Here is a 19,264-nt window from a genome sequence, read left to right as displayed (position 1 = left end):
ACATAGCGGTTACAGGCTTCTCATTACATCTGATTGGTATAACAAAATCATGAAAGCGAGAAATCAACAGGTCTTGCATCACTGGTACTCTTCCCCTAATCTGCCAAATGTAAGTGAATTCTTACCAATGACTCGGGGTGCCCTTCTTAAATGAAGGCTGAGAAATACCCGTATTACCTGATCTGGATAATGCCAGCGTAGGGGGACAAGATTCCGATTAGTATTCATGTGGTTACATTTCTTTTTGTCCGTGTGTAGTGCACCTAAGGTACAAAAAGAGCGTGATCATGAGGTACAAAACCCTTCCATACACCTTTCAACGAAACGGTAACTACTACCTACAGATCCGGCTTTCGAATGGTCGGATGTATAAAAAATCACTCCTTACTGATAGCTATCACCAAGCCTCAGCTTTGATGATTAGCATCACTCCGCACATCCCATTTGTTAAATCATTAGCAACTCCGACTCCGACTCCGACTCCGATGTTTGATGCGTTTATCTCAAACCTGATCGTGTCAGAACGTAGGGCTGTGACACTTCCGTTGTTATCCAGTCTGCTGCTTGCTGTATCTCCTAAAATTGGGGAGCCATCGGCACAAGTTGAGCCGGAAAACGCATTAACTCTCTCTGATGCTTGGGCTATGTACAAAGCTGAAAAGGGGGGGCATTGGACTAAATCGATCTCAATGGCGAATGAACGTTACATTGAAGTATTGCTTGTAGTGTTGGGGGAAAATACGGATGTAACTGCGATCACCAAACAGGACATTAGACAGGTGATGGAAGTTGTTGAGAATTTACCTAAGCGTGTTATTCAGCCGTATCGCTCGATGAATGTTAAGCAGTTGATAGATTGTGACGACGTACCTCCTGATGAGCTTGTGGGTGTTGAGGCTATCCATAAGCATCTCAAGCTCTATAAATCCTTGTTCAAAACATTTCTCCCCGATAGCAAAGACATATTACCTAAATCGCCAACTGATGGCGTAGTGGCAGCACCATCAAAAGCCAGATTTGGTGCATACAGTCCGGCGGAAATTAAGAAGATTGTAGAGTGGGCACTTAGCAGCCGGATGGCTGGTTGAAATGGATTACGTTGTTGTTGGCACACACTGGAGCCAGGAGAGGAGAAATTGCCAAACTGAAAAAATCACAAATCAAATATGATGAGGATAGCCAGCGGTATTACTTCTTGATCGCAGAAGGAGGGCAGGGGAAAACCAAAAATGCCACCCGGCAAGTGGTAATACACCCTAAGCTTATCGAATGGGGGTTTATAGATTATGTTGATCGGCAATGGAAAGAGCGGATTTTTTCAGAAGTGGCGGGTACGAATATGACTAAAATTGGCAAAGAATTTGCTAACGTGCGTGATCAGCTTGGAATTTCATACTTAGATGACTTTGGACAGCGTAGGCTTTTGCATAGCATTCGTCATTCTATTTGCTCTACTGCAATGGCCGGATGGGTTAAGAACATCTTGCATCTGCAACAAACGGTAGGCCATGAGAAAAGTGGTGGGATTACAAAACGCTATTTGCACACGTTCCCTCTTTCCTCCATAAATTATGTGATTGATGGAATCTGTTGGGCTTAAATTACATTAATAATTCATTCTTTATATTATGTCATCATCGTTTACAGGTTAGTGATGAAATGGGAATTTAGGTAGTATTAAAAATATCATTAACTGATGGTTGTGTTGAATAATTGGTGCAGGTCTATTGATATGGGTGTTTTTGCTATAAAACACCTGCATACGTTAAAATGCAGGTGTTTGTTTGATTAACAAATCTTATAACTAAGCCAAAGCGTTATTTTTATATTTAATGACTTGTTGGTTTACTCTAACTGGGAAGTTATTAAACAATTTGCTAACACGCTCCTCGACTCTTTTAATTCTAAGTCTGATATGAGCATCTGATTGGACTTTAGAACCTATAATGTTAAAAATTGATTTGACAGTTAAAAATTGCTCTTCATAGTCGTCACAAACGAACAATAGCAAATCCAAATTCTTGGATTCAATGAATTTTTTGGTTTCATTGACGAACCTGCCGTAACGTTTTTCATAATCTATCTTTTCACGAATTTCATTCGTATAATATCTTAACTTAGGCGTCGGCAATTCAGAAATATCAATGTTTTTAAGTTCATCAACAATTCCAATCAGGAATTTAACCTTTGTGATTAAACTAATGATCTCTCGTGTAGTACTTATAGATTTAAGAGAGGTCAATGCGTGTACTTGCCATATGGGCTTCTGATCGTCGTTCTTCGCAGGATATAATACATCTACATTAACTGTCCAGTTGTTAGTACGTTGCCCTGACTCAAGAAATCGCAGGACACTATTTGGCATAGTCTTATACACAACATCAACTATCTTTCTAACAGTGATTAGGTTGGCTCTTAAGTTAGAAAGCTCTTCTAAAATCAAATCAATATTATTTTTATAACTTTGTAATTCAGTAACATAATCCCTTCGCTCTAATTCAGTTTTAATACGTTTCGTTTCCATACTAAATCGCATATCTGCTTTAAAGTAAGTTTTTGCACAATGCCCTCCAATGAGAGCTTCAACACCATCAACTGTAACGCCTAACCAACCAGTTTTATGATTTTTATGACAGAAACCTCTTTTAGTTTTCACTTGACAAGAAACATCCTCGTTGAGTTCATAGTAGCCAATTAGCTCCTTGAAATTCTCAGGACTAATCTCTTGTTTAGATGAGAACGATTTTCGATTTCCAATTTCAAAATATTTTGAAAAATACTCAGTTTTATCAGACATCAACTTCTCCCTACGATGAAGAAACTGGTTGGATGAACAGCACTGAGTAAATATACAACTCTATAACCACGGAATCAATGCTACTAATGTCCATTTAGTGCACAGATCACCAACATATAGTACCAAGATATATTTAAACATCTATATACGGTATAGCAGCTTTGCAATCCTATCGATTCTAAGTAAGAAAACCCCAAGCATCGATTAGCTGATTATAGACAAAAATATCGATCATCATACTGATTTTAAAAGAAAAATTAAATTTTATTTAACTGCAACCAAGATATCGAAAGGATTCTTTTGGCACTAAACTATCGACCGCTCTTCTTCACCCTCTGCTGCTATATCAGCGTTCGAAATAGCCAGTATTGGCAAGTATTTCTTTCTTTACACGAAAAACTGTAGCCCTGCCGCAATCACATAACTTTGCGATCTCGTCTGGTGTATTCTTCCCGGCCTGTATCATATCGATAATCTTGTTATGTAGTTCTTGGTTCTTTTGCTTGCCTTTGTACTTCCCTGCTTCTTTGGCAAGAGTAATCCCCTCGTTGCGGCGTGATGCGATCATTCCTCGTTCAAATTCCGCAACGGCTCCCATCATGGTTAGGATCAAGCGGGATTGCGGGGAGTTGTCGAAGCTCATTGAGTTTGCAAGGAACTGAACAGTGATCCCACGAGCCACGAGGTTATCAATCATTTCCAGCAAATCGCGGGTATTACGTGCGAGGCGATCGATTGAATGAGTAACAAGGGTGTCACCTTCGCGGAGGTGTGAAAGCAAGTTCAGCAATTCAGGTCGTTCGCTGGTGGACTTGCCTGATACTTTCTCTGTAACGATTTTGTCGCAAACAGGTTCAAGTACTGCCAACTGACGTTCAAGATTCTGATCCTTTGTTGAGGCTCTCGCATAACCAAAAATCATTTTCCCGCCTTCACTACCGATAAGTATCATTTTAATTAACTGAATGATACAGTATCATTTAAATGCGTTAAATATCTAAATGATACTAAACGCGACGAGAAAAGCGAGTATCTTTGGGGAGTACCCCAAAGAGATTTTTGGATTGTTCTTTTTTTAGCCTGTTCCGGGTTAGTGAAAAGGTTAACACTGAGATCTGAATACACGACATTTTGTCGGCGGGGTTGAAGCTGATCAGGTGAGCGAGATTTTAAATCAGGCGGAAAAAAACAGACTGTACTTTTTCCTGAGTAAAAGATTACTTAAGGTTTTTTGCCAAAAATCAGGAGGCCTGGGATTTGATTTTTTTTGTACTAAAGACTGGTAACTTTAGCGAAAGCGAACAGTGACTTATCCAAAGTAACTTACATATGTATGGTAGAAAATACTAATACCTTTATCATATTGCACCCTCGGTACAATAAATGAACAGCAAGGCATTTATGCCTGCTTGGCTTTAAGTACTTAAGGGTGACATTGCCCCCAAGCCTGCCAAAAATAGTGGTATTCAAACATTCGTTTTCATGTCATAGCTATGCTGTTATTTTGTGTAGGTTATAACGGATAAGGGCTTACCATGCAATCCATTACAAATGAAAAAGACAATTCATTACAAAACAATCACTTCCAAAAAAATATCGATTATTTTGCCGCAATATTAGGTGAAGAAGTTTATAAACAATCAGCTCCAACAGAGAAACAATTAACTATATTAAGTGAAGCATATAAGCAAACGCTGGATACAAGAAAATTTGAGATTGAATTATACTGGAAAAGGGCTACTTTTATGTGGCCTGTAAATGGAGCATTACTTGTTCTTATTGGTATATTTGCAAAACTATTTTATGATGCCCCACTTGAGAAGCGGACAGAATACTTTCTAGCAATATCAGTTATTTCTTTATTAGGATATCTGATTTCCATGATTAGTAGTGGCATTTCTCAAAGCGGGAAGTACTGGCAAGAAAACTGGGAGTACCATTTAGATATGCTTGAGCCTTTCTTTTGTGGACATCTTTTTAAAACCCATATTTCACGTCGACAGAAGCCATATTCAATATCTGAATTACAAGATACAGTCAATCTAATATTGATATTGTTATGGGTTTTTATTCTTACTTCTTCAGCAACCCAAACACCATTCTCTACCTGGCAGCAACTTACAGTTTTAGTATTTTCTTTTATATTGATTACCTACAAGTTAAAATACAACCCTTTCAGCAAGAAAAAATGGAACATAAAGCAGAGAGAGGTATAGTCTTCCATAGTTAGTCTGAAATGGTTGCCAGTAAATGTAATAAAGCGAAGTTCGTCTTTTTATTTTAGGAAAGCCCCCTATGCAACGTTTAATCAATAGGGGGCGGTTTACAGAGATAGTACTTACTTGACTGCTTCAAGTATTTCTTTTAGAAAATCATAGAAATTGTCAAATGATCCAAATACACTTTCTGTAGATATATTATCCCTAATTTCAAATAAATTGGATTTAGTGTCATATGTGAATAATGATATGCTATTTTCACCTATTACTAATCTTTCTGCAAGATCAGGATCTATAAAATCATCATTATCTCTATAGAAATCATTCATTACAAATAGATTTTTAACTAATGGTTCAGGGGTAGACAAACTGAATAGAGTAAGACCGTCATATTCAAATCCGTCCATATACTCTAAAAATGTGATGTAGTCGGGTTGGTTGGAAAATAAAACACACAGTTCGTCTACTAAATTTTCTAACATTGGTGTTGTAGTTGAATCAGGTTTTCTGTTCAAAATACTATTAAGAAATGATTTCCCAATTGGGTCTTGAACTGGATACTCCCACTTAATCATTTCACTTTTCAGTTCTGCAAGAATGTTTTCTATTTTCATTTTCTTGATTCCATAAAGTTATTTAAGTGGGTAAATTGAACCAGTAGGTATTGCCCACGGTGTTACTCTACTTTCCCCTGGTACTAAATTTTTAACTGCTGACCTCTGCATGTTTGTAAAAATCTTATGATATGGTTCCTTTTCGATTAACACTAAGTTATTAAAAGAATTAGTACCACCATCATCTAATGGAAGTTTGTGGTGAACATCCCATCCATCTGGAGACTTCCCACTATTCATCCTAAGTAACTGTGATGGTGAAAAAATATTAGCTGCATGAGGAGTAGCAGCAATTTCTTTAACAAATTTCTTTCTTACTGTGCTATCGAATTCTTTTCTTAATAATGCTGCTTCTGCTGGATTTCTTTTAGTATAATTAATATCGGTAACTGTAATTCCATTAACTAATCTGGATTCACCTCTGAGTTTCCCCAGATAGCTTGTCATTTCATCATATAGTTGTGGGTTAGGTCGTTTCGCTAACAGAATTGAAGCCGCCGCAATAGCTGTACCTGCTGTTTGCTCATTCAGTACTTGATCATATCCCTTAACAGCGTCTCCACCTAACTGCTCTGCTGTTTTCCTGAAGCCCTCAACATTACCATTGTAGACACCGCCAGCCGCCAGTAGGCGTCCTGCGGCCTTGCTGTTAATCGTCTGGTATGTCGGCTCAGAAGCTGGTGCTGATGTTCCACCTGAGAAAGATAGTAAAAACGAAGTTGGGCGGGGCTTTCCTGAACGGTAGTACCTGCATCCTACAGAACTCCTGTATTCTTTCAGGATCTGTTCAGCACCATTCATTTCAAACGCCTGGTAATTCTTACAGATAAGCTGACCTTGGTCGTCGATATAGAAAAGCTCTCCAGGGGAACCATAGCGGTCTAACATCACGATTTCACCTCTGAAGACAAGGTATCTCAGGCGTCTTTCAGTATTGAACCCATAGGTATGATTGTTTTGGTAAGCATAGCTACGTGAATATGACGGGCGAGGTCTTAGCCCTTCAACGTGATAATGATCGCGATATCTGTCATCGAACTCGTATTCCTGCCTGATGTAATCCCATGTAACAGAAGGACGGGTTATCAGTTCATACTTCTCTGGTTCAAGGTTATCTCTTGAAAGGTAGAACAAGTTAAACCCCGGCAGACTAAAACTCATAACCAGCTCCTTTTGGTAACGGTTTTTGCATTTTATAACCAGAGAACACTGAAAACAAATGATTGCGTCTCAGCATCATTCATTATGAAAAAGGCCGCTTACGCGACCTTTTTTAACACAGCAATCATTGAGAGCGATCGAGTACCATGTACGCAGGCTCGCACATTTAATCTGACGCCGTATATATATCGATTGATATTGATTATAGAGATTGTGATGGTGGAGTAGGTCAGAAGTTGATTTGAAAAGTATTAAGTTCTATTGTTTTCCTATGAGGTACAAAATGGGGTACAAGGTGAGGTACAGCGTGAAGATGTAATATTCGTAAGATCAATCTTGTATCAGCACGTGACTTGGCGTAACCTACTAATTGATAAAGAAATGTAATCTTCATGACTCGGGGTGCCCTTCTTAAATGAAGGCTGAGAAATACCCGTATTACCTGATCTGGATAATGCCAGCGTAGGGAAGTCAGATGCCTTCCCGGTCATCGCTTCTTCACGCACGGCAGGAGCGATACCATGCAGCCTGACCTGCTCGATTTACACGTTTTACATCAATTTCGAACCCGTTCCCCGCTTACCCACTGTATGACCAACGATGTGGTACAGACCTTTACGGCCAATGTGTTACTGGCGCTTGGCGCTTCCCCGGCTATGGTGATTGAAGCCGAAGAGGCCGAGCAGTTTGCCGCGCTCGCAGATGCCCTATTGATTAACGTCGGGACGCTGACGGCGCCGCGTGCCCAGTCGATGCGCCGGGCGATTGAGCGTGCAGTGGCCGCAGGGAAACCCTGGACGCTTGACCCGGTTGCCGTAGGGGCGCTGACGTTCCGCACCCGTTTTTGCCACCAAATCCTCGCCCTGAAACCGGCGGCCATTCGCGGCAATGCCTCGGAAATTCTCGCCCTTGCCGGGATGAGTGCGGGCGGGCGCGGCGTCGATACCACCGACACGGCGGCGGCTGCGCTGCCTGCCGCGCAGGCGCTGGCTCGCCAGACGAATGCCATTGTGGTGGTCACCGGTGAACGGGATTACGTCACCGACGGGCAGCGCACCCGCACTGTCGTGGGCGGTGACCCGATAATGACCCGCGTGGTGGGAACGGGATGCGCGCTCTCGGCAGTCGTGGCGGCGAGCTGCTCGCTTCCCGGTGACCGGCTGGATAACATCGCCGCCGCTTGCGGATGGATGAAACGTGCCGGATCGGCAGCCGTCGCCCGGTCCGGTGGTCCCGGCAGTTTTGCCAGCGCGTTCCTCGACGCGCTCTACACTCTGGAGGAACGGGTATGAAACGGATTAACGCCCTTACCATTGCCGGTACCGACCCAAGCGGCGGCGCGGGCATTCAGGCTGATTTAAAAACATTCTCCGCACTCGGCGCATACGGCTGCTCGGTGATTACCGCGCTGGTGGCGCAAAATACGCGTGGCGTGCAGTCGGTTTACCGCATTGAGCCGGACTTTGTCGCCGCACAGCTGGATTCGGTTTTCAGCGATGTGCGAATCGACACCACCAAGATTGGGATGCTGGCCGAGACCGACATTGTTGAAGCGGTGGCAGAACGGCTTAAACGTTACCAGGTACAAAACGTGGTGCTGGATACTGTGATGCTGGCAAAAAGCGGTGACCCGCTGCTGTCCGCCTCCGCCGTAGAGACGCTGCGAAGTAAGCTGCTGCCGCAGGTTGCGCTTATCACGCCTAATCTGCCTGAAGCCGCTGCGCTGCTGGATGCGCCGCACGCGCAGAATGAGCGCGAAATGAAAGAGCAGGGGAATGCGCTCCTGGCGATGGGCTGCGGCGCCGTGCTGATGAAAGGCGGTCATCTTGATGATGAAGAAAGCCCTGACTGGTTGTTTACCCACGACGGTGCGCTGCGTTTCACGGCCCCGCGGGTACAGACCAAAAACACCCACGGGACCGGCTGCACGCTCTCTGCCGCGCTGGCGGCTTTGCGCCCCCGTCGTGACAACTGGGGGGATACGGTCCGCGACGCTAAAATCTGGCTCTCCGAAGCGCTGGCAAAAGCCGATACTCTCGAGGTTGGTCACGGTATTGGTCCGGTACACCATTTTCATGCCTGGTGGTAAGCCGTATACTGGCAACACACACCAGGCCTGAGAAAAACAGAGATGGAACAAGCGCATACCCGGTTAATCGACCAACTGAATGAACGCATTGCCGCCCCGGACAACACGCCGCTGTATCTGAAATTTGCCGAAACGGTAAAAAACGCGGTACGCAACGGGGTGCTGGAGCATGGGAATATACTGCCCGGCGAGCGCGATCTCAGTCAGTTAACCGGCGTGTCGCGCATTACCGTGCGCAAAGCGATGCAGGCTCTGGAAGCCGAGGGCGTAGTGACGCGCGCCCGGGGCTATGGGACGCAAATCAATAACATCTTTGAATACTCGCTCAAGGAAGCGCGCGGTTTTTCTCAGCAGGTGGTGCTGCGCGGCAAAAAGCCCAACACGCTGTGGGTGAATAAACGGGTGGTGAAATGCCCGGAAGAGGTGGCCAGCCAGCTGTCAGTGCCGCCGGAGAGCGAGGTCTTTTTGCTTAAGCGCATCCGCTATGTGGATGATGACGCCGTATCGATTGAGGAGTCCTGGGTGCCGGTAGGGTTGATTCACGATCCGGATGCAATTGGGATTTCCCTGTATGACTACTTCCGTAGCCAGAATATCTTCCCGCAACGCACCCGCTCACGCGTCAGTGCCCGCATGCCGGACAGCGAGTTTCAGACGCATATCCGTATGGATGACAAAATCCCGGTGCTGGTGATCAAGCAGGTTGCACTTGATCAGCAGAACCGGCCCATTGAGTTCAGCATCAGCTACTGCCGTAGCGATTTATACGTCTTTGTGTGCGAGGAGTAACGCCTCGCGCCCTGGCGCGCAGTCGCCGCCGCGGTGGCTAACGACCCAGGCCGCCACTGCATTGCCAAGCGTAACGGCATCAGCCAGCGACCATCCTGCAGCCAGCCCGGCAAGCGTGCCACCGGCGTGGCTGTCGCCCGCACCGATCGTGTCGACGACGGTTGCGGGAAACGCCGGAACGTAGCCCGATTTATCACCCTCATACCAGGCGGCACCGTCTTTATCGTGGCGAATAATCAGCGCAGAACCAAAACGCTGTAGCCACTGCGGGCCGAGTGTTTCAGCTTCCATGCCAAATCGTCCCGCTGCCATCTCGGCTTCCTGGCGATTAAGCGATACCATCGGCTTACAGGCCATGATCCGCGCCATCAGCGCATCAGGAATATCGGCAATGCGCGGCCCAAAGTCGATAAACGCGGTAATGTTTTCCAGGCCTTCCAGCCAGGCCGTCAGACGCTCTCCGCACGGTGACGCCAGCTGATAGCCTGAGAGGTAGACCAGGCTTTCAGACGGCACGTGCAGCGCATCCAGCCAGCGCTGTTGCCACTGGTTCTCCACGCCGCTAAACGACATAAAGGTCCGCTCACCGTCCGGTTCGACCAGCGCCAGACACCAGCCGTTGTCGCCCGTTTCTACTTCGATGACGCTGTGCAGATCCTGTTTGGCCATGGCGTTACGGATGATGTCTGCCCACACTCCGTGACCGACAGGGAGCGCGTTTTGCGCGGCGATCCCGAGCCGTTTCAGCGCAATAGCAATATTCAGCGCACAGCCGCCGATATTGACACCCTGTTGTTTGAGTTCGATATCACACCCGCGCCAGGGCAGGGCATAGGCGTCGGCGATCACGTCGATGACCGCAGCACCCAACACCGTGACCGGGCGAGTGGCGTGCAGTGTTTCAAGGCGTGCAGCAAAAGCACTCATACGCCCTCCCTTTGCTCCCGGAAGTGCAGCAGTTTTTCACAGTAGTGGTTAAAGTCGAGGCGGTTTACGGCGTCGAGTTCCTCCTTGTACGCCGGGTCAATCGCCTGTACGCCGTGAAGCGCACCGCAGATTGCCGTCGCCATCGCGCCGATGGTGTCCGTATCACCGCCGAGGTTGGCGCACAAAATGGCGCAGCGGTTCGGGTCGGTGCCTGCCAGTTCGACCATCGCAATCGCCGCTGGAACCGACTCAAGCGTGCTGGTGCCCGCGCCAATAAGCTGGTAAACCTGCTCGCTGGCGGAATCGATGCCGTTGGCTTCACGCACGGTCTTAAGGGCGAGCTCAATCCGTGCCGCCAGCGATGCGCTGAAGGTGGTTGTTTTCGCTTCCTGTGCGTAGCGGGCAATGCCTGGCAGGGCATCGACGATGTTCTGCCAGCGTTCACCGTCAATGGCACGCGATACTGCCCAGGCTATCACCACCGCGCCGGCAATCGCGAGGTCGGATTTATGGGTCGGGCTGGAGGCCAGCGCCACCTCTGCGACAAAGTGCTCCAGACGCGTGGCCGGCAGCAGGCAGCCCAGCGGAGAGGCGCGCATCGCCGCACCGTTGGTGACGCCGTTGTTTTCCAGTTCACTGACCGGCTTGCCGTCACGAATGGCGTTAAGCGCAATCTTCGATGTCGGACCTAACACATTCTTGTTAAACGCATCGAACGATTCCGCCCAGTGCAGAATATGTTTGCCGATAACATCTGCGTTGATCTGCCCGTCGCATTCGATAATCGCATCCGCCAGGCATAACGCCATTGACGTATCGTCGGTGAATTCTGCCTGCTTAAAATAGCAGGCGGCGTTATTTTCAGCCGGTCCGGGTAAAAAACGGTCGATCCAGCCGAAGTGCGCTTTGACGCGCTTTCTCGGCCAAAGCTCCGACGGCATGCCCATCGCATCCCCTAACGCTTGCCCGTAAAGGGCACCGAGAACACGTTCTTGTTTCATTTAACTTCCCCTCGTGTCAGCGCGGTATCGCCTTCAACCACCTCAATTGCGGTGATCTCTTTGTCCGATTCGCGGAAAAACAGCATAAACAGCACGGCGATCACGGCAATCATGATCCCTCCGAATGCCCACATTCCGGCCCAGTTGAAGGTCAACCCATTCACCGGCTCTTTGTATGCGAACATTTTTTCCATCATCACGCCGCCCAGGCGGTAACCTAACAGGCTACCAAACCCCTGACAGCACAGCGTAATCAGGCCTTGTGCGGCGGTGCGCATATGCACCGGCGCTTTTTTATCCACGTAGATATACGCGGTCACATAGTAGAAGTCGTAGCTCACGCCATGCAGCAGAATGCCGAGGAACAGCAGGGCATAGGTGAAGTACTGGTCGGCACCACCGTAAACAAAGAAGCCATAGCGGATGGCGGCGGTGAGCAGGCCCAGCAGCAAGACCTTCTTAATACCAAAGCGTTTGGTGAAGAACGGCAGCGCCAGCATAAAGAAGATTTCGGAGAACTGGCCGAGCGTCATCCAGCCGGTGGCGTTTTTCATCCCCACTTCGGTGAGATAGCCGTTGGCAAAGATGTAATAAAAGGCCAGCGGCATCGCGAACAGGAATGAGCAGAAGAAGAACACCAGGAAGTTTTTATCGCGCAGCAGGATCAGCGCATCCAGCCCCAGCATGACTTTGAAATCCATCTTGCCGGTACTCTTCGGCGGGGTGTTCGGCAGGAACAGCGCAAAGACACCGAGCAGCGCGGAGCTGCCCGCCGTCATCAGCAGCGGAATATTGGTATCGGAAATGTCGTTATAGCCCATCATCTGCGGCAGGAAACCGCACGCCAGTCCCGAGGCGATCCAGCCGAGGGTGCCCATCACGCGAATACGCGGGAAATCAGCCTCCACATCATCCACATTGGCGAAGGCAATACTGTTGGTCAGCGCAATGGTCGGCATATAGGTCAGGGAGTAAATCAGCAGCAGCGGGAAAAAGGTACTGAACTGGGTTTGCTGTGCGGCGAAGTACATCACAATGGCACCGGCGAACATCAGTACGGCCAGTACTTTCTGCGCAGCGAAAAAGCGGTCGGTCAGTGAACCCACCAGAATGGGGGAGAGGATCGCGGCAATCGCGGTACAGGCATAAGACCAGCCAATTTCCCCGGCGGTAAAACCGCTTTTGCTCAGCCACAGCCACAGCGGTACAAACCACGCGCCCCAGATAAACCATTCAACAAACATCATGAATGACAGTTGGATTTTCGTTTTCATTGTTTAATCCTGCATGTCAGAGAGGGTACGCCTTTAACATACCACTTAATAATACCTTTTAAATACCTTTGCGGTGATTGTTTGATCAATGTAACAGTTTTGTTGTACACGAATCGAGCCAGCAGATTGTGCTGAAAAAAAATGCAAATGGTGGAAAATCTGTTAAGTCGGTACCAGGCTTAGTCTGCCCATAACACTATGGGTCTGGATAAACACTCACCGACATTACGTCGGGCTTACGGGAGCATCACATGACTGATATTGCGCAGTTGCTTGGCAAAGACGCCGACAGCCTTTTACAGCATCGTTGTATGACCATTCCAGCCGACCAGCTTTATCTGCCTGGCCACGATTACGTCGACCGCGTGATGGTTGATAACAACCGTCCGCCTGCGGTACTGCGAAATATGCAGACCCTCTATAATACCGGCCGACTGGGGGGAACCGGTTATCTTTCTATTCTGCCGGTTGACCAGGGCGTTGAGCACTCCGCGGGCGCCTCCTTTGCGGCGAACCCGCTGTATTTCGATCCGAAGAACATCGTCGAACTGGCGATAGAAGCGGGCTGTAACTGCGTGGCGTCCACCTATGGCGTACTGGCCTCCGTATCGCGTCGCTATGCCCACCGCATTCCATTCCTCGTCAAACTGAATCACAACGAAACCCTGAGCTACCCGACCGAATACGATCAGACGCTTTACGCCAGCGTAGAGCAGGCGTTCAATATGGGTGCGGTCGCGGTTGGGGCGACGATCTACTTTGGTTCTGAGCAGTCGCGTCGCCAGATTGAAGAAATTTCTGCTGCCTTCGAACGCGCGCATGAGCTGGGTATGGTCACCGTTCTGTGGGCGTATCTGCGTAACTCCGCATTTAAGAAAGACGGAGTGGACTACCACGTTTCTGCCGACCTGACCGGCCAGGCGAACCATCTGGCGGCGACCATTGGCGCGGATATCGTGAAGCAGAAGATGGCGGAAAATAACGGCGGTTATAAAGCGGTAAACTTCGGTTACACCGATGACCGGGTCTACAGCAAACTGACCAGCGAAAACCCTATCGACCTGGTGCGTTATCAGCTGGCGAACTGCTATATGGGACGTGCCGGGTTAATTAACTCCGGTGGTGCGGCGGGTGGCGACACCGATCTCTCCGATGCGGTGCGCACGGCGGTTATCAATAAGCGCGCGGGCGGTATGGGGCTGATCCTGGGCCGTAAGGCGTTTAAAAAATCGATGGCGGACGGCGTGAAGCTGATCAATGCCGTGCAGGATGTGTACCTGGACAGCAAAGTGACTATCGCTTAAGACTTTTTGTAAAACGCTGGCCGGGTCAGGCATTACCGCCGCCCGGCCACACTGTCAACGCAGAAGCTGGCAGTCCGGTGGCAGCCGGCACTGTAGCGCGCCCGGTAACACCTCAATGCGGAACTGCTTTCCGCTCAGCGGCTCTCCGTCAAGATTAAACGTCATGCCGTGTGGGGCATTCACTTCAAACCACGCGGATTTACCGGCAATAATATTCGGGCTCTCTTCTGGCTGAGTCAGGGTGGTAAACAGCGCAGGCAGCAGGCCATCACCCGTGAAAATACGCAGCTGTAACTGACCATCATTGATCAGCGCCTCCGGGCATAACTGCTGTCCGCCACCGGCCTGACGGCCATTACCGATACCAATCACCAGCGCATCACCCTGCCACTGAAAGTTCTCGCCGTGAATCTCACAGCGGTCCGGCTTCAGGGTATCCATACGCATCAGGCCATGGATCAGATACGAGACGCCGCCCAGCGCTGCCTTCAGCTTTTCAGGGGTTTCGCTGGTAATGCGCGTCCCGAATCCACCGGTCGCCATATTAATAAAACAGGTTTTTTCATTCACCTGAGCAATATCAACGGCGGTGGCTTTGCCGAGGATAGCCAGCTGCAGGGCTTTTCCCAGTTCTTCGGGGATGCCGGCGCTGGTGGCGAAATCGTTGGCCGTACCGAGCGGCAAAATGCCCATCACCGGGCGGTCGGTTGCAGGAAGATCTATCAGAGCGCCGGCAATTTCATTAATGGTGCCATCGCCCCCGCCAGAAATAATGGTTTCGACTCCGAGCTTCAGGCCTTCGTCGATATAGCGTGCCGCATCACCTTTTTCCCACGTCACTCGCACGTGTATACGCGCACCGTCTTCACGCAAATCCGTCACTGCCTGGCGCAACAAATCGTTGCCCGCACTTTTGCCATTGAGAATCAATAAACTGTCTGGATAGATTGCCATCCGCGCTGCTCCCTTTTTTAGCGTTAGTAAGAGTGTATAGCAGGGAGGAAGAAAGCGGGTAAGAACAGGATGAAAGGCAAAAAATAAGCCTGTGTAAAGGAGATTTTCCCCCGTATAACGTAATCTGTGCCCGGTGTCGTTTACACTTTTTACGTCTGCCAATCACTGGGCTATTGCACTCAACGTTTGAGTCGCGACATTTGCCTTGTCTCTATTTTCAGCTGTTTACGCCAAATCCGATTATGTAGCGTTAGGGCGATTGAACGGTAAAAGAGTGATGTATTCATCCACACGACATTCATGCAGAAAAATCCCAACCCTAAAAAAGAGGTTATTTGCGGGGTGTAATTCTCAACAGAGCCGAATAAAAGTGAACTCCACGTCCAGATAAAATAAACGATGCTCATCAGTCCAGTCAGCGTGATAACGGAAATATGCGCTTTAAATCCAGCCAAGGACCCCCGAGCAGTCAGAAACATAGTACTCATCGCAATCATGCAATACGCCACTGCTGCAAGAAATACACTCATCATGACTTTAAATTCGGGTAAGCCGAGCAGGCGAAATAGTAATATCCAGACAGAAACTTGTAGCATAGCGTAGCAAAAAATGGCGAGTAACATACTGATACCCAAGGGAATACCTGTCATATGTACACCTACAGGAACGCCAAACTGATCTTTTAAGCCATCTTTTAAAGACTCAAGCCGTTGGAGATCGTCAGTCGCCATTTGACTTGTGATCACAGTACTTAATGCCAGGCTCTTCTTGATGTATTTTATCATGCTCAGGTCAATAACTTCCTGTAAATGAAAAAGACTGGATCAAACCAAAAACGTATTTTCCAGATTGTGTAATATTCTGAGGATTCCTGATTGTACCCGAGACCGCACTTCCAACAAAAGCTGAGGAGTTGGAAATGGCATTCAACAGCTCACGCTGTAAGAGCAACTGCAGCGCTTCCGATGGGTAACGTTTAGGGTAAACCCCAGCTTTCATCGCTGCTTTAACACCTGAATTCGAGATGCCGGGGTTTCGGATGCGAATAATTTCCTCCGTTAACCTCGTGCGGTCCGCTCGGCTCATTTTTTGTAATAAAGAGAGTAAACTTTCAGACGTCGAGCGATTAAGAAGGCGGTAGGTCAATACCGCGCTTTTTAGACCCGCAGCGGCCCCAGCAAGTGAAATCGCATCCAGAGCGGTATTGGTTGCAGTATACCATTCCTGGGAATCCATCCACGCTACATAGTCATTATGATTCATGGCAATAAGTGACAAGCGGCCAAGCCCGTTCGCACACTGAATTCCTGTTGCCACACCACCGGCGACAATCACGGCAGCAACAGCACCGGAAGAGCCTGCGGTGAGAGGAATGGCCATACCTGCGCCAGCAGCAAGTACGACAGTGAGAATGGCGGCTCCGCAAGAAATTGCCGTAGAACCGATTTCAGTCGCCAATGAAGGTGACTGAATCGTAGTCGTCGTTGCCTGGATGGCACTACTTGAGGAAGCATTTACTTTAGTGATGACTACATGACTTACCGAGCTTTCGTTTGGTGTCGCAATCCGCCTTGAGGGCCTTACTAACCACTGACGCGCACCGTCTGAGTAGATGATCCCAACCTGGCTAAAGTTTCGGCTACAGTCCAGGTGACTGGCAAAATCGTTGAAATTAATATCGCCGCCGGAGGCAAGGCCCAGACTGCGTGCGAGTTCGTAATCCGGAATGTCCTTTGAAAACTGACCGGGGAATGTCATGTCGTCTCTCCATCCATGTGAAAACGTATTGTGCTAAGAAATCAAGAGTAAAGGGCATGCTATGGTCGGGAATTAGGAATGCTCTGAATAACACTCCCGCCTACCAGATCCAATAAAAGTTGTGATGAATATCATAGGTCCGTCCGATTTTCATGAACGGTATTCCGGCATACGTTATCGCGAATACACACCCTTCATATGGTGGGTCTATGCAATTGCATTCTTATGCATTCTTAATAAGTGGACTGAATTGTACAAAAAAATAAGCCCGCGTAAGGGAGATTACGCAGGCTAAGGAGGTGGTTCCTGGTACAGCTAGCATTTATGGGTTATGTTTTTCAGCGGGGGGATAATACCCGTATTGAACGAAGCGGTATGTGATCCGATTCTAAGAATTATCCCAGCGCGAAAAAATTTCCCTGCTTGATTATTTACTGTGCGGGTTACGGGTACTTTCACCGTTGAAATTACGCATCAGCAGCGCAAACTCCAGCTCCACTTCTTCGGGTACCGGCAGCCAGACGGTATGGCCGTTGCCTGGCGCCACGTCAATTGCTTCGCCTTTACCGTTTTCCAGATGTTCCAGGGTGAAGTTCATGTTGCCCTGCGGGGTCATCAACTCCAGGCTGTCGCCTTTGGTGAATTTGTTCTTCACCGCCACGGCGGCCAGCGCACCTTTGCGCTCACCGGTAAAATCACCGACAAACTGCTGGCGCTCGGAAACGGAATAGCCGTGTTCGTAGTTCTGGTAATCGTCATGGGTGTGACGACGCAGGAAGCCTTCGGTATAACCGCGATGCGCCAGGCCTTCCAGGGTTTCCAGCAGGCTGGTATCGAACGGCTTGCCGGCAGCGGCATCGTCGATGGCTTTACGGTACACCTGAGCAGTACGCGCGCAGTAGTAGTAGGACTTGGTACGGCCTTCAATTTTCAGGGAATGCACGCCCATCTGCGTCAGACGCTCAACGTGCGCAATCGCACGCAGGTCTTTGGAGTTCATGATATAAGTGCCATGCTCGTCTTCAAAGGCGGTCATGTACTCACCCGGACGTTTGGCTTCTTCAATCATGAACACGCTGTCAGTTGGCGCGCCGATGCCTAAGGTTGGCTCCACGTTGGTCACCGGGATCGGCTCATGTTTGTGGACGATATTGCCGATGTCGTCTTCTTTTCCTTCCTGAACGTTATATTCCCAGCGGCAGGCGTTGGTGCAGGTACCCTGGTTTGGGTCACGCTTGTTGATATACCCCGAGAGCAGGCAACGACCGGAGTAGGCCATGCACAGCGCGCCGTGAACGAAGATTTCGATTTCCATATCCGGCACCTGCGTGCGGATCTCTTCAATCTCTTCCAGCGAAAGTTCACGAGACAGAATGACGCGGGTCAGCCCCATCTGTTTCCAGAATTTCACCGTTGCCCAGTTAACGGCGTTGGCCTGAACGGAGAGGTGAATATCCATCTCCGGGAAGTTCTCCCGAACCAGCATGATTAAACCCGGGTCCGACATGATCAGCGCGTCCGGTCCCATATCAACCACCGGCTTCAGATCGCGGATGAACGTTTTCAGCTTGGCGTTATGCGGCGCAATGTTGACCACCACGTAGAATTTTTTGCCCAGGGCATGTGCTTCGTTAATGCCGAGCTGCAGGTTCTCGTGGTTGAATTCATTGTTACGCACGCGCAGTGAGTAGCGCGGCTGGCCAGCATAGACGGCGTCAGCGCCATAGGCGAAAGCGTAACGCATATTTTGCAGCGTTCCCGCCGGGGAAAGGAGTTCCGGTTTAAACATGTTTGTTCTCGTTCTGATGACAGGTCAGATCCGCATGCACCAGGTGCAGCGGTAAGGGGAGATCCCCCACTTTAAGGGCGGGCATTGTAGCGCTGAGGGACAGGGAGGTAAAGCGCCGGGTCGTACCATCGCTAACCCGGCCGGATGCGTGTCGTCAGGTATTGTCTTTTACCGTCTGGCTTGAACCGTTAGTTTTGACCGACGCGATGCCTTTATCTCGCGACTGTTCCGAGGCATACATCTGGCTGCTGCCAATAACCTGATGATTCCCAGCCTTCAGATTGAAGTGGAATTTACCGTTGGTGGCCACTTTCTTCTCATAACGTTCATCAGAAGGGCTATTGGTGCGAACGGAGGCGATACCGTTTTCGGCGGAATTTTTGGTGGTGTAAAGCTCACTGGTCAGGATCGTTTCTCCGTTTCCTGCTTTGAGAACAAACCTGAACTGCCCATCACTGCTTTTGTTTAACTCGAACCAACCAGACATAGGAACTCCTTGAACGAAGTGGAATTATCTGCACCAGTTATCAATAAGCGAACCGGTAATGTGAGTATGGTTGATTCTTCGTTGCTTTCCAGAATTGAAAA

At 48.7% G+C, this 19,264-nt stretch carries 17 protein-coding genes, 1 pseudogene and 2 riboswitches; of the genes and pseudogenes, 6 read left to right on the top strand and 12 right to left on the bottom strand.

Translation table 11 applies throughout. The features are described 5' to 3' along the window. Nucleotides 1-123 precede the first annotated feature (123 nt). Nucleotides 124-220, top strand: a riboswitch (TPP riboswitch). Between the two features lie 67 nt (nucleotides 221-287). After that, a pseudogene (locus ACN9MQ_RS14965) lies at nucleotides 288-1,600 on the top strand (tyrosine-type recombinase/integrase). 204 nt (nucleotides 1,601-1,804) lie between these two features. Here the strand turns inward: ACN9MQ_RS14965 and ACN9MQ_RS14960 are convergent. Further along, entirely contained in the window at nucleotides 1,805-2,797 is a 993-nt protein-coding gene (locus ACN9MQ_RS14960) for a hypothetical protein (protein WP_121339289.1), read from the bottom strand. Between the two features lie 346 nt (nucleotides 2,798-3,143). Next, nucleotides 3,144-3,719, bottom strand: coding sequence for a recombinase family protein (locus tag ACN9MQ_RS14955; RefSeq protein WP_426021398.1), 576 nt, complete (start codon nucleotides 3,717-3,719; stop codon nucleotides 3,144-3,146). A gap of 613 nt (nucleotides 3,720-4,332) precedes the next feature. Between ACN9MQ_RS14955 and ACN9MQ_RS14950 the strand changes: the two genes are divergently transcribed. Continuing rightward, a complete protein-coding gene (locus tag ACN9MQ_RS14950; RefSeq protein ID WP_063215285.1) occupies nucleotides 4,333-5,013 on the top strand; it encodes a hypothetical protein in 681 nt (226 codons plus the stop codon). 122 nt (nucleotides 5,014-5,135) lie between these two features. Here ACN9MQ_RS14950 and ACN9MQ_RS14945 read toward each other — a convergent pair whose 3' ends face one another. Continuing rightward, nucleotides 5,136-5,630 (bottom strand): YrhA family protein, encoded by a 495-nt coding sequence (locus ACN9MQ_RS14945; RefSeq protein ID WP_121339293.1) that lies wholly within the window; start codon nucleotides 5,628-5,630, stop codon nucleotides 5,136-5,138. Nucleotides 5,631-5,648: 18 nt separating this feature from the next. Continuing rightward, a complete protein-coding gene (locus ACN9MQ_RS14940) occupies nucleotides 5,649-6,791 on the bottom strand; it encodes an HNH endonuclease signature motif containing protein (RefSeq protein WP_121339295.1) in 1,143 nt (380 codons plus the stop codon). Between the two features lie 388 nt (nucleotides 6,792-7,179). Then, nucleotides 7,180-7,277: riboswitch (TPP riboswitch) on the top strand. A 35-nt stretch (nucleotides 7,278-7,312) separates the two neighbouring features. On the opposite strand from ACN9MQ_RS14940, the gene thiM reads away from it, so the two are divergent. Genes thiM through ACN9MQ_RS14925 form a run of 3 tightly spaced genes read left to right on the top strand, consistent with a single transcriptional unit; the run spans nucleotide 7,313 to nucleotide 9,669 of the window. Further along, nucleotides 7,313-8,083 (top strand): hydroxyethylthiazole kinase, encoded by a 771-nt coding sequence (thiM, locus tag ACN9MQ_RS14935; RefSeq protein WP_426021385.1) that lies wholly within the window; start codon nucleotides 7,313-7,315, stop codon nucleotides 8,081-8,083. Then, complete coding sequence (gene thiD / locus ACN9MQ_RS14930) at nucleotides 8,080-8,880, top strand: bifunctional hydroxymethylpyrimidine kinase/phosphomethylpyrimidine kinase (RefSeq protein WP_272755554.1); 801 nt, start codon at nucleotides 8,080-8,082, stop codon at nucleotides 8,878-8,880. Before thiM ends, thiD begins: the two co-directional genes overlap by 4 nt. Nucleotides 8,881-8,922: 42 nt before the next feature. Further along, nucleotides 8,923-9,669, top strand: coding sequence for a GntR family transcriptional regulator (locus ACN9MQ_RS14925; RefSeq protein WP_014170861.1), 747 nt, complete (start codon nucleotides 8,923-8,925; stop codon nucleotides 9,667-9,669). Here ACN9MQ_RS14925 and ACN9MQ_RS14920 read toward each other — a convergent pair. The 3 genes from ACN9MQ_RS14920 to ACN9MQ_RS14910 are packed head-to-tail and all read right to left on the bottom strand — an operon-like array spanning nucleotide 9,643 to nucleotide 12,871. Next, nucleotides 9,643-10,596, bottom strand: coding sequence for a PfkB family carbohydrate kinase (locus ACN9MQ_RS14920; protein WP_032680616.1), 954 nt, complete (start codon nucleotides 10,594-10,596; stop codon nucleotides 9,643-9,645). The genes ACN9MQ_RS14925 and ACN9MQ_RS14920 overlap by 27 nt on opposite strands. Then, nucleotides 10,593-11,597 (bottom strand): ADP-ribosylglycohydrolase family protein, encoded by a 1,005-nt coding sequence (locus tag ACN9MQ_RS14915; RefSeq protein WP_020883237.1) that lies wholly within the window; start codon nucleotides 11,595-11,597, stop codon nucleotides 10,593-10,595. The genes ACN9MQ_RS14920 and ACN9MQ_RS14915 overlap by 4 nt, the downstream gene beginning before the upstream one ends. After that, nucleotides 11,594-12,871, bottom strand: coding sequence for a nucleoside permease (locus tag ACN9MQ_RS14910; protein WP_426262646.1), 1,278 nt, complete (start codon nucleotides 12,869-12,871; stop codon nucleotides 11,594-11,596). Before ACN9MQ_RS14910 ends, ACN9MQ_RS14915 begins: the two co-directional genes overlap by 4 nt. Before the next feature lie 251 nt (nucleotides 12,872-13,122). Between ACN9MQ_RS14910 and fbaB the strand changes: the two genes are divergently transcribed. Then, complete coding sequence (fbaB, locus tag ACN9MQ_RS14905; RefSeq protein ID WP_014170857.1) at nucleotides 13,123-14,175, top strand: class I fructose-bisphosphate aldolase; 1,053 nt, start codon at nucleotides 13,123-13,125, stop codon at nucleotides 14,173-14,175. 54 nt (nucleotides 14,176-14,229) lie between these two features. Here the strand turns inward: fbaB and yegS are convergent, their stop codons facing one another. From yegS to ACN9MQ_RS14880, 5 genes are all read right to left on the bottom strand, one after another. Next, the gene (gene yegS / locus ACN9MQ_RS14900; RefSeq protein WP_014170856.1) at nucleotides 14,230-15,129 is read right to left on the bottom strand and encodes a lipid kinase YegS; all 900 of its coding nucleotides are present in this window, start codon (nucleotides 15,127-15,129) and stop codon (nucleotides 14,230-14,232) included. A 179-nt stretch (nucleotides 15,130-15,308) separates the two neighbouring features. Next, complete coding sequence (locus tag ACN9MQ_RS14895; RefSeq protein ID WP_426021386.1) at nucleotides 15,309-15,914, bottom strand: hypothetical protein; 606 nt, start codon at nucleotides 15,912-15,914, stop codon at nucleotides 15,309-15,311. Between the two features lie 7 nt (nucleotides 15,915-15,921). Beyond that, nucleotides 15,922-16,887, bottom strand: a complete 966-nt coding sequence (locus ACN9MQ_RS14890; protein ID WP_025203671.1) for a hypothetical protein — start codon at nucleotides 16,885-16,887, stop codon at nucleotides 15,922-15,924. A gap of 427 nt (nucleotides 16,888-17,314) precedes the next feature. Then, entirely contained in the window at nucleotides 17,315-18,676 is a 1,362-nt protein-coding gene (gene yegQ, locus ACN9MQ_RS14885) for a tRNA 5-hydroxyuridine modification protein YegQ (protein WP_014170855.1), read from the bottom strand. Nucleotides 18,677-18,830: 154 nt separating this feature from the next. Then, nucleotides 18,831-19,163, bottom strand: coding sequence for a YegP family protein (locus tag ACN9MQ_RS14880; RefSeq protein WP_014170853.1), 333 nt, complete (start codon nucleotides 19,161-19,163; stop codon nucleotides 18,831-18,833). Nucleotides 19,164-19,264: the final 101 nt, after the last annotated feature.

Source organism: Enterobacter sp. R-25 (genome assembly GCF_049913205.1).
Lineage (GTDB): Bacteria > Pseudomonadota > Gammaproteobacteria > Enterobacterales > Enterobacteriaceae > Enterobacter > Enterobacter ludwigii.
This window is presented reverse-complemented; position numbering and strand designations above follow the sequence as displayed.

Bases quoted from the DNA above. Each gene is read 5' to 3' on its own strand.
- ACN9MQ_RS14960 (WP_121339289.1), bottom strand. From the start codon at position 2,797: ATGTCTGATAAAACTGAGTATTTTTCAAAATATTTTGAAATTGGAAAT.
- ACN9MQ_RS14880 (WP_014170853.1), bottom strand. From the start codon at position 19,163: ATGTCTGGTTGGTTCGAGTTAAACAAAAGCAGTGATGGGCAGTTCAGG.
- yegQ (WP_014170855.1), bottom strand. From the start codon at position 18,676: ATGTTTAAACCGGAACTCCTTTCCCCGGCGGGAACGCTGCAAAATATG.
- ACN9MQ_RS14910 (WP_426262646.1), bottom strand. From the start codon at position 12,871: ATGAAAACGAAAATCCAACTGTCATTCATGATGTTTGTTGAATGGTTT.
- thiD (WP_272755554.1), top strand. From the start codon at position 8,080: ATGAAACGGATTAACGCCCTTACCATTGCCGGTACCGACCCAAGCGGC.
- ACN9MQ_RS14890 (WP_025203671.1), bottom strand. From the start codon at position 16,887: ATGACATTCCCCGGTCAGTTTTCAAAGGACATTCCGGATTACGAACTC.
- yegS (WP_014170856.1), bottom strand. From the start codon at position 15,129: ATGGCAATCTATCCAGACAGTTTATTGATTCTCAATGGCAAAAGTGCG.
- ACN9MQ_RS14925 (WP_014170861.1), top strand. From the start codon at position 8,923: ATGGAACAAGCGCATACCCGGTTAATCGACCAACTGAATGAACGCATT.
- ACN9MQ_RS14955 (WP_426021398.1), bottom strand. From the start codon at position 3,719: ATGATTTTTGGTTATGCGAGAGCCTCAACAAAGGATCAGAATCTTGAA.
- ACN9MQ_RS14940 (WP_121339295.1), bottom strand. From the start codon at position 6,791: ATGAGTTTTAGTCTGCCGGGGTTTAACTTGTTCTACCTTTCAAGAGAT.
- ACN9MQ_RS14950 (WP_063215285.1), top strand. From the start codon at position 4,333: ATGCAATCCATTACAAATGAAAAAGACAATTCATTACAAAACAATCAC.
- ACN9MQ_RS14895 (WP_426021386.1), bottom strand. From the start codon at position 15,914: ATGATAAAATACATCAAGAAGAGCCTGGCATTAAGTACTGTGATCACA.
- thiM (WP_426021385.1), top strand. From the start codon at position 7,313: ATGCAGCCTGACCTGCTCGATTTACACGTTTTACATCAATTTCGAACC.
- ACN9MQ_RS14945 (WP_121339293.1), bottom strand. From the start codon at position 5,630: ATGAAAATAGAAAACATTCTTGCAGAACTGAAAAGTGAAATGATTAAG.
- ACN9MQ_RS14915 (WP_020883237.1), bottom strand. From the start codon at position 11,597: ATGAAACAAGAACGTGTTCTCGGTGCCCTTTACGGGCAAGCGTTAGGG.
- ACN9MQ_RS14920 (WP_032680616.1), bottom strand. From the start codon at position 10,596: ATGAGTGCTTTTGCTGCACGCCTTGAAACACTGCACGCCACTCGCCCG.
- fbaB (WP_014170857.1), top strand. From the start codon at position 13,123: ATGACTGATATTGCGCAGTTGCTTGGCAAAGACGCCGACAGCCTTTTA.